The 8,583-nt window shown below is 61.6% G+C and carries 6 protein-coding genes; 3 read left to right on the forward strand and 3 right to left on the reverse strand.

The window, feature by feature from the left end:
* The first annotated feature begins 165 nt into the window (after nucleotides 1-165).
* The 3 genes from IFO71_RS20865 to IFO71_RS20875 all read left to right on the forward strand — a co-directional run bounded on the left by IFO71_RS20865 (nucleotide 166) and on the right by IFO71_RS20875 (nucleotide 2,533).
* Nucleotides 166-1,164, forward strand: a complete 999-nt coding sequence (locus IFO71_RS20865; protein ID WP_192031623.1) for a zinc-dependent alcohol dehydrogenase family protein — start codon at nucleotides 166-168, stop codon at nucleotides 1,162-1,164.
* Between the two features lie 238 nt (nucleotides 1,165-1,402).
* Nucleotides 1,403-1,969 carry a YybH family protein gene (locus IFO71_RS20870; protein ID WP_192031624.1) on the forward strand — a complete coding sequence of 189 codons (567 nt, stop codon included), beginning with the start codon at nucleotides 1,403-1,405 and terminating at the stop codon, nucleotides 1,967-1,969.
* A gap of 126 nt (nucleotides 1,970-2,095) precedes the next feature.
* Nucleotides 2,096-2,533: an SRPBCC domain-containing protein gene (locus IFO71_RS20875; protein ID WP_192031625.1), complete on the forward strand. Its 438-nt coding sequence runs from the start codon at nucleotides 2,096-2,098 to the stop codon at nucleotides 2,531-2,533.
* Between the two features lie 67 nt (nucleotides 2,534-2,600).
* On the opposite strand, the gene IFO71_RS20880 is transcribed toward IFO71_RS20875, so the two are convergent.
* The 3 genes from IFO71_RS20880 to IFO71_RS20890 all read right to left on the reverse strand — a co-directional run bounded on the left by IFO71_RS20880 (nucleotide 2,601) and on the right by IFO71_RS20890 (nucleotide 8,019).
* Complete coding sequence (locus IFO71_RS20880; RefSeq protein WP_192031626.1) at nucleotides 2,601-3,659, reverse strand: DUF3592 domain-containing protein; 1,059 nt, start codon at nucleotides 3,657-3,659, stop codon at nucleotides 2,601-2,603.
* A 194-nt stretch (nucleotides 3,660-3,853) separates the two neighbouring features.
* A complete protein-coding gene (locus tag IFO71_RS20885; RefSeq protein WP_192031627.1) occupies nucleotides 3,854-7,426 on the reverse strand; it encodes a hypothetical protein in 3,573 nt (1,190 codons plus the stop codon).
* A complete protein-coding gene (locus IFO71_RS20890; protein ID WP_192031628.1) occupies nucleotides 7,423-8,019 on the reverse strand; it encodes a hypothetical protein in 597 nt (198 codons plus the stop codon). The genes IFO71_RS20885 and IFO71_RS20890 overlap by 4 nt, the downstream gene beginning before the upstream one ends.
* Nucleotides 8,020-8,583 lie beyond the last annotated feature (564 nt).

Here is an 8,583-nt window from a genome sequence, read left to right on the forward strand (position 1 = left end):
CGGCCGAATGAGGGCCGTGCCAGCGCCGAAAGATCGCCAACACTCTGTTATCTCAACACCATCGGTCGAAACTCTCGCCCCGCTTGGAATTGCCGGATCTTTCGGCGCGACCTCATGAAATATTCGGGCTAGGATGAGTGCCCCCCAGCCTGAAACGGACTCAGCATGAAAGCCAAGCACGCGCGCTACGAAACTCGCGGACCGGTGCCGCAGGATGTGATCAGTGCGGTGGAGTTCGAATTGCCGCCGCCCGCGTCCGGACAGGCCACGGTGGAAGTGTTGGCCTCACCGATCAACCCGTCCGATGTGCTGACCCTGACCGGCGAGTACGGCATCCTGCCGCCGCTGCCGACGATTGGCGGCAATGAGGGTGTGGGTCGCGTCACTGCCGCCGCCGACGACGTGTCGGGGCTGGCGGTCGGTACCCTGGTGCTGCTGCCGATCAGCTGCGGCAGCTGGAGCACCCATCTGAATCTACCGGCCAAAGCCCTGGTGCCCCTGCCGCCTGGCGCCGATCCGGTGCAGCTGTCGATGCTGACCATCAATCCGCCGACGGCCTGGCTGATGCTCAGCGAGTTCGTTGACCTGCAGCCGGGCGACTGGGTCATCCAGAACGCGGCCAATTCGGCGGTCGGCGGTTATCTGGTACAGATTGCGGCGATGCGTGGCCTGAACACGCTGAATGTGGTGCGCCGTGAGGATGCGATTGCCGCGGTCAAGGCCAGCGGTGCCGAGCATGTGCTGGTCGACGGCGACGATCTGCCCAAACGGGTCCGCACCATCGTCGGCGAGGCGCCAGTGCGTCTTGCCATCGATTGCGTCGGCGGCCTCAGTACCGAGAACCTGGCACGCTGTCTCAGCGAAGGTGGCACGGTAGTCAACTACGGCGCCATGAGCGGCGAGCGCTGCATGATTTCGCCACGCTATTTCGTCTTCCGCGATATCACGCTGAAAGGCTTCTGGCTTAGCCAATGGTTCAAGCGAACACCTGCGGCCCAGCGCATGGCAGTGTTTGCCGACATCGCCAAGCAGGTAGCTCAGGGAAAACTGCGCGCCCGGGTGCAGGCCGAATATGGCATCGATCAGATCAAGGAGGCCATTGCCGCCGCGGCCGCTGGCGAGCGAGAAGGCAAGATCGTGATTACGCCCACCCGAAACAGCTAGCCCGGATATTTCATGAGGTCGCGCCGAAAGGGGAGGAGCAGAGCAACCACGAAGCCAGCGCTTTCGCTTTTCGAACGATTGATGGTGACCAAACGCTGACCCCCGCCTGCGCCGTCTGGGCGCGCCAAGCAGCACTACGCCGCGTAGCCCTCGGCTCATCGCCGGCGCAACTCCGTTTGCCGAATCGCTTCGCACAGGTATTGATTGCGGCGCGCGGCTGGCTGAGAGTCTGGTTTTCATGACAACAACCGACCGCATGCATATCCGACTCCTTTGCAACGCTGTCCTGGCGCTGGCGCTGACGCTGATGCTGTCCGCCCTACCCGCTGCGGCCATGAGCGAACTTGAGTGTCAGGTGTTCGAGCGTGAGCGCGCATTCGCACAGTCGGTGGCTGACCACGACCAGGGCGCGTTTGCCAGCTTCTTGCACCCAAACACGGTGTTCAATATGGCCGACCCAAAGGCGATCCACGGCAAACAGGCGGTGATCGAGGCCTGGTCGAAAATTGTCGATGGCGGCCCGATGTCGCTGCGCTGGCATCCGCAGCACGTGCACGTCAGCGGCGACGGCAAACTGGCCAGCTCAAGCGGCCCGTTTGTCATCCGCCTGAACCAGGAAGACGGCAGCACCCGTTATCGAATCGGCCGCTTTCTGAGCATATGGCAGCGCGGAGAGGACGGACAGTGGTATGTGGCGATGGATGGCAGCGCCAGCCCACCGACCGACGTCGATGCCGCCGGCGCCGAGGCGCATATGCGCATACCCGCTGAGTGCCAGGCCGAGTCTTCGACCGGCACCGACTGAGCCAACGCAGCTTCGATTTGGGTGGCACAATGGTGACTCGGCGAGATTGTTCCGGCGAGTCAAAGCACGAACTCGTTGGGGCAACAATCGCACAACGCTCACGGCTGCTTGATCGGGAGAACTGTGATGACCCGCCCCCTTAACTACCAGATCGAGATCGAAGCTCCGAGCGAGAGAGTCTGGCAGCAGATGCTGAGTGACGCCGGCTATCGTGACTGGACATCAGACTTCTGCGAAGGCTCCTACTTCGAAGGTCGCTGGGAAACCGGCGCCGACATGCTTTTCCTCGGCCCCGGCGGCCAGGGCATGCGGGCGCGGATCGAAGCGGCTGAGCACCCGAACTACGTCTCGATCCAACACCTCGGCGAGTTGAGGGAAGGCAAGCCGAACAGCGGCGAAGACTGGACCGAGTCGTTCGAACGCTATCGACTCAGTGAAACCACCCCCGGCCAGACCCGGGTCGCGGTCGAACTGACCGGCGTCCCCGAGCAGTACATCGAGATGATGGATGGCATGTGGCCAAAGGCGCTGGCGCGGCTGAAAGCGGGCTGCGAACGCGATTGATTGGCGCGCTGGCTTCCGCCCTGGCCTGCGCCACACTCGACGATCAGCATCCAAGCTGGGCTGTGGCTCAATGCGCAGCGGGTGCCACGGCTCGTCGAAACCCGAACCACACCAGGGCCGCGCTAAGTGCGAGCAGTACCAGGGAGACCATGAGGCCAATCGGGCTGAGCTCGCGATCGACCACCACCCAGGCCGGATCACTCGGATCGTAGTAACAATCGACTCGATCGCCGCGTCGAAAGGCGGCCAGTACCGAAGGGTCGGCGGCCGGGTTGCCGGGCCGAAAGCCGGTCGAGATCAGCAGCTTTTCGCCGGCCTGATAACGCAACGCCAGCAAGGGATAGTAGCTACGGCTGATGCTGCGCTGACTGCTGGTGGTCTGGCGACCGCGGGTTTCGGCATGCACCGAATAGCGCATGTCCAGCACCTCGCAACTGGCGAGCTTCCACCCGCGCGGCTCGAGCTCGGTCCAGATCATCGATACGCTGATCAGCAGCACGAGCAGGCCGCCGATCAGGGCCGCCTTCTGCAAGACCGATTGCCCGATCTTCAACGAGCGCTTGAACATTCGCTGGTACAACACCGGCAGTACCATCACGGCGACGAAGGCCGCGCCGATCAGGACATTGATCAGGATGCCGATCAGCTCGACTTCACCGCTGCTTTGCGGATACGCCGGGGTCTGGCGTATATGCGCCACCGCCAGAGGCACGTCCTCTCCAGCCTCGACATCACGCGCCTCGGCGCTCAAGTAGAGATCGCCGCGAACATCCCAGCTGACCAGAAAGCCGAACGACAGTTTGATCCGATCGAACGGACGCAAGGTCTGCTCTGGCCAGATCAGCCAACGCTCCTGCTCCGCTTGATCGGGCTGTTCAAATCGCACGTCATCACTGCCCGCAACGAAGTGCGGCACTTCGCCGAGCATGGCCTTGACCTCCACGCGACGCTCGCGAGCGCTGAGGTTTTCGACTTCGAGCACGGCTTCCTGGACCCGGCCGTAGGTGGCAACCTCCGGCTCGATGCGCAGACGCAGCGACAGCTCTTCGGCCCCGCCGGCCTGGCCCGCTTGCGCCTCAGGGCTGGGCTGGGCCCAGGCCTGAAAGCCCAGCGCAACGAGCAACACGATCGCGCCTGCCACCCAAGGCTTGAGCGACGGGCGGCGACAGCAAGCCTGCATGCCCCCTGATTCCGGCCTGTGTTTCATCGGTGTGCCCCCGGAGTGCCACAGGTCCATCACCTTAGCGCAGTGCTGCCGCGAGTGGGGAAGTAATCTCTAACAACGAGATCACGCACCGGCAGCGGTTCACTCCAGGCCAATCAAGGCTTGGTCTCGGGCTCACGGTTGGCAGCCTCGCCTATGAACGTGAGCGCTGTCTCAAACTGCTTGATGGCGCTGGCACGATCCGCCTTGATCTTCGCAATCAGCGGATCCACCAGCCCATTGGCCGCGGCCAACGCTGCACTGGCGGTTTCATTCGCCGCAGCTTGCGCCTCGCTAGCAGTCTGCAGGGTGGCCGTGGCTGCCTGAATGGCAGCCGCTCGATCTGCCTGATCGACAGGCAACGAATTGGCCGCGTTCAAAGCCTGTGCTGCGCTCGCATGTTCTGCGTTTGCTGGTGCTCGCACCACCGCCTCGATCGAGGCTGATACTGCCTTCTTGAATGCGCGCAAGGATCGCAATGCATCGTAAATCAGGTCGAAGTTCGACTCGGTCTGAGCACGCTCCAGTGCATCGGTGGTTGCTTTCAGGGTGGCGACGAAATCCTGCTCCAATCGCTCTTTCAGTGCTGGAAGGCGAGCAGAATCCTTGACCTTTTCGTGCTGACCCCAAGCCGCGGTTACCTGCTGCCTGAGATTGGGTGAGGTCAAGGCCGTCTTTAGCGCGGACTGAGCCGCCAGGCGGGAGTCATCGAAACTCTTGCGATAGCTGGCGAACAATCCGCCCAGACCACTTGATTCAGGGGTGAACCGGGTATCGGCCGGCTTCTTCAGACTGAAATCGCTGTTCACCAGTTCGGCGCCCAACTTCTCGCCGTAGTTGAACAAGGCCATATTTTTAAGCGACTTCAGCGTCTCATCATAATCGGTGGAGTAGGAGCGCACCGTCCAATTGCCAACATCATCCTTTATTAACACATAGTTTGACCTGCCACCACCGGCCACGCGAATATTGTTGATGTTCTGCCAATACTGCGCGTCAAGCCTTTGCAGCACCTCGGCTCTTGGATTGGCCTCAAGATAGCGCTGGCCCAGCCATGGCACACTCCGCTGGTAGGTGTTGTCGAGCATATTGTCCCAACCACCGGATTCACCCTCCTGCAGACTGGAAGCGGTAAAGCTGCTGCGCAAGTAGTAGGCAGCGGGTCGGATATAGCTCAGTCCAGCTCGATCCAGGTAGGTATCGGCCAATGCCTGACTCGCCGAACGGTAGGCAATCGAGTCGACCCCTTGATCCTGTGCGATACGAGCCCGGTGGCCTTGCAGCCAGGCGATCAGCGCGTCCATGGCCAACTCGGGCGTGGCGCAGGATGCCAGACTGCATCCCTGGTCGTCTCTTTCGCAGCCATTGGACACGCAGGAAGATGCATTGTCGGGGAGCAACGCGTCCGGCATGGGCAAGGGCATCGAGGTGGCCGCCAACACCTCCAAGGCCGACTGTCGATGTTTGTCGGCCGAAGCCTGGACTGCTGCCATCCATGCTTGACGAACGGCCGCGGCCTGCAAAGGTGGGTCAGTGGCCAGCGCGGTGCTGGCGGTGGTTCTCAATAGATCGATTGACTCAGCCGAGTAGCGCTCGATGTCGGCCAGGACCGCTGCCTTCTCGAGTTCATGTGCCGCCAAGGCCGCCTCAGCCACTTTGCTAGCCGCCAGGGCCGTGTCGGCCTCGGCCTCGGCCTTGGCCTTTTGCCAAGCAGCTTCGGCCAGCTCGAGCGCCTGCCTGGCAGCCGCCGTGGCATTGTCTGCGACAACGCGATCGGCACTCAACTTCGACTCAAACGCGCCAAGGCGCTGCTCATCCTTGTACGCCGCCAGGGCGGCCAGCAGCGCGCGAAGAGCTTTCAAATCCTCTGCGGCATTGGTCGACACCGCCGCCGACTCAGCCTGCTGGGCGCACCCCGTCAGTTTGGCGAACAGTGCCTGCTCTGAGGGCGCCGGCGTGGCCGTACGCGCGGCATTCACGCAGGCTGCAAATCCCGGTTGTTTCAGCCCGGTCAGCGCCAATCCCAGCGCGGCGCTAGCGGGCTGCTTAGCATCGAGATCGGCCTTTTTCTTGGCACGCGCGTCCTGTGCATCTTTCTGTGCTTGGGCGCGTTGCTTGGCCCCCTGCTCGGCCGTCTGCCGCTGCGCCCTCAATGCAGCCAGGTGGTCCGAAGCTGCGCGGGTCTCGGCTCGACGCTGCTCGATCGTCTCCAGCGCCCGCGCCACGATGCTGGCAGAGTCACCGCCGAAGTGCGCGAGTATCGACTGTCGACGCGCAGGGTAGCGAGACGCCATCGCATCGTGATGAGCAGCGCGTGCATGCAACTCGTTGGCCTGTATCAGAATCGAATTGCCAACCACCTCGATAATGGTGAGTAGCTCTTTGCAGCGCGCTCTATTTTGCTCGGGACTCATTCTTGGTGAAGAAGATTGGCCTTTCAGCGAGTTGCCGTCGTCGTCGCCACACTCCGCCACGTCGCTACCCTGACCGTCAACAAACATCTGGTTGTTCGACAGATAGACCAGCTTGTGCGCAAACCGAATCAGCGCTTCAGTCAACTGGCGCTGTTCCAGGACAGCGGAGTGCAACGACTCTCTGTGCTGTGTTTCGAGAAAGCGCTCGGTCAACACCACCAGCCCGTCTTCGATTCGGCCTTCCTCCAGACCGCCTGCACGCACCTCAAGCTGTCGGCGTAGGTTGCTGAGCTGAGTGCTGGCCGCGCGAAATCCTTCCGCCTGAGGACGAGCCAGGACTCCGGCACCTCCGCTTGCGCGCAAGGCTTTGGCTGCAGATGCCGGCGTGCAGTACAACGCCTGTGTCAGAGTTCTGAACGATTCGCCATTGTGAGACTGCGGACGCGGGTCGGGAAACGGCGGTGCGGCGCACGCGCTAGTCGCCAGGGCAGTCTGAAACCGTAACAGCTCGGATGCATGGCCGACCTCAAGTATCGGTAGGAGCATTTCGATCAAAGCGATCCGACGTTTGGCTTGCGTCGCTGTCAGCGCTTCTACTTGTTCCATCTGCGCCAATGCATCAAGTATGGCATTCACCAAGTCCTTGGCGCGTTCTTGAGCCAGCGGGTAGATCTCTCTTGCGATTTGCCTTTGCGGCTTCCAAGTGTCGCCAAGCTCCTCGATTGTCGCCTCCGAAAGCGTGGACCAATACTCGGCGGCTTGGACCGACGTGAGTTGATCATTCGACTTGCGGCGGACGGACGGCGGCACTCCATCAATCGCATATAAATCAGTCCACGCGGCATCCAGCTGCTTCGCAGCGGCCTGGACCTGATCCACATGCATCCTGAAGATCAGCTCCTCCGCACCAATCTCGCGATTCTTGTATAGGCGCAGGATATCGTTAATCAACCGGGCGCGCGGACGACGATGCCACGCCTCAAGAATCTGATCTGAATCGCCGCTGTAGTCGAACGGCTCCTGTCTGGACTGGTTCTTTAGCTGATACTTCCCAAGCAAGTCCTCACCGGCATACAGATTGCGCGCCTCGACCAACAGGGGCTTGGCGGCAATTGCCATCACCGCCAGCCGCTGCACCTGTACGTGCTCTTCATCGGCCAGGGGGCCCTTGTACACATCAACGTCCACTCGCAGCACAGCGCAGCCCGAGAGACAGACCAAGACTCCGCTCAAGGTGGCCAAGGCCAGCCGAGCCATCATCCGATTGAGGCTCATGGCACGCCTCCCTGGTCGGCGGAAAAGTCGGCTAGCCGCTTCTGCTCGCGCAGCAAATCCGAGAGCGCGCGAAATAGCTCATCGTTCAACCGCACTGAATGCGTGTGGATCTTGGCCGCCGATACCGCTCCCAAGGCCTCGCCTACGGCGGTGAAGAACTTGCTGGAATCACTGCCCATCACCATCACCAGGCGATGATCCTGCGGCACTTCGCGGAACCCCTCAGGGCCAAAGGCAATCAAGTTGCGTCCGCCGAGAAAGGTCGAGCCCGCTTCTCCAGCACCGATGATCGAGTGTTCGGGATTGATCGAGGCTGGATTCAGTGAGTCCACGACCGACGAGGGCACCCAGCCCGAGGCAAAATGGGCGCCGCCCAGGCTCGACTGGCCATGCACCCGGATGCGATACATCTGAGGCGGCACTTGACCTCGTGGATCAAGCACACCCAAGTAGTAGATCTGCTCGATCTCGTTGATCGGCGCTTGCCCGGCGACCGCTGTGCCCAGCAAGACATTCTGATAGCGATTGGCGCAACCGGTGCTGCTGGCAGCAATGGCGACAAGGAACAAGGACTTCCATCGAGCTCTGTGCATTTGCCCCCCTGGCAATGACATGCTGACTTGAGAGGCCGCATTCGACCGCAGCCCTGCGATGCTGATCCCGCTCACTGAACCCCGTCACAGTCGCGGCCGGCCAGGGCAAATGCCTGTGCGCATCGCGTTGTGCTGCTTTGCGCTTCCCACGCGCCAACCAACCTACTGGTTCAGAGATTCGATCATAGCTGATCGACCACGGCCATTTGCGCGTTTGCTTCACGCCCTGTGAACTATTTACAGAGCCCAGCAGGCATTTGACTGCGATTGCAATCAAACGCCACGGGCTCGGCAACCCGACTCCCGCAACGGACAGCCATCGGATCAGGGGCAGCGCCTTGCTTCACTACCCCAAGGGCACCCTGGATTCTGGCCTGCGCCGGAATGACCAGATCAGTGCCGGATGTACAACAGAAGCCGTAGGCTTCGGGCCTTGCTGTGGCTAGCAGCCTGTCGGACTTCGTCCCGCGAAACGCGATTTCGGTCGATCTTACCCAACGATCGATGGCGTCAGGTGGTTCTTCGATTCGGCAATCGGTCGGCCCTTCGCCGAATCGCTGAACG

The sequence above is a fragment of the Pseudomarimonas arenosa genome, assembly GCF_014841215.1.
Taxonomy (GTDB): Bacteria; Pseudomonadota; Gammaproteobacteria; order Xanthomonadales; family Xanthomonadaceae; genus Pseudomarimonas; species Pseudomarimonas arenosa.

Coding starts and splice junctions, on each gene's coding strand:
- IFO71_RS20890 (WP_192031628.1), bottom strand. CDS start 8,019: ATGCACAGAGCTCGATGGAAGTCCTTGTTCCTTGTCGCCATTGCTGCC.
- IFO71_RS20885 (WP_192031627.1), bottom strand. CDS start 7,426: ATGAGCCTCAATCGGATGATGGCTCGGCTGGCCTTGGCCACCTTGAGC.
- IFO71_RS20875 (WP_192031625.1), top strand. CDS start 2,096: ATGACCCGCCCCCTTAACTACCAGATCGAGATCGAAGCTCCGAGCGAG.
- IFO71_RS20865 (WP_192031623.1), top strand. CDS start 166: ATGAAAGCCAAGCACGCGCGCTACGAAACTCGCGGACCGGTGCCGCAG.
- IFO71_RS20870 (WP_192031624.1), top strand. CDS start 1,403: ATGACAACAACCGACCGCATGCATATCCGACTCCTTTGCAACGCTGTC.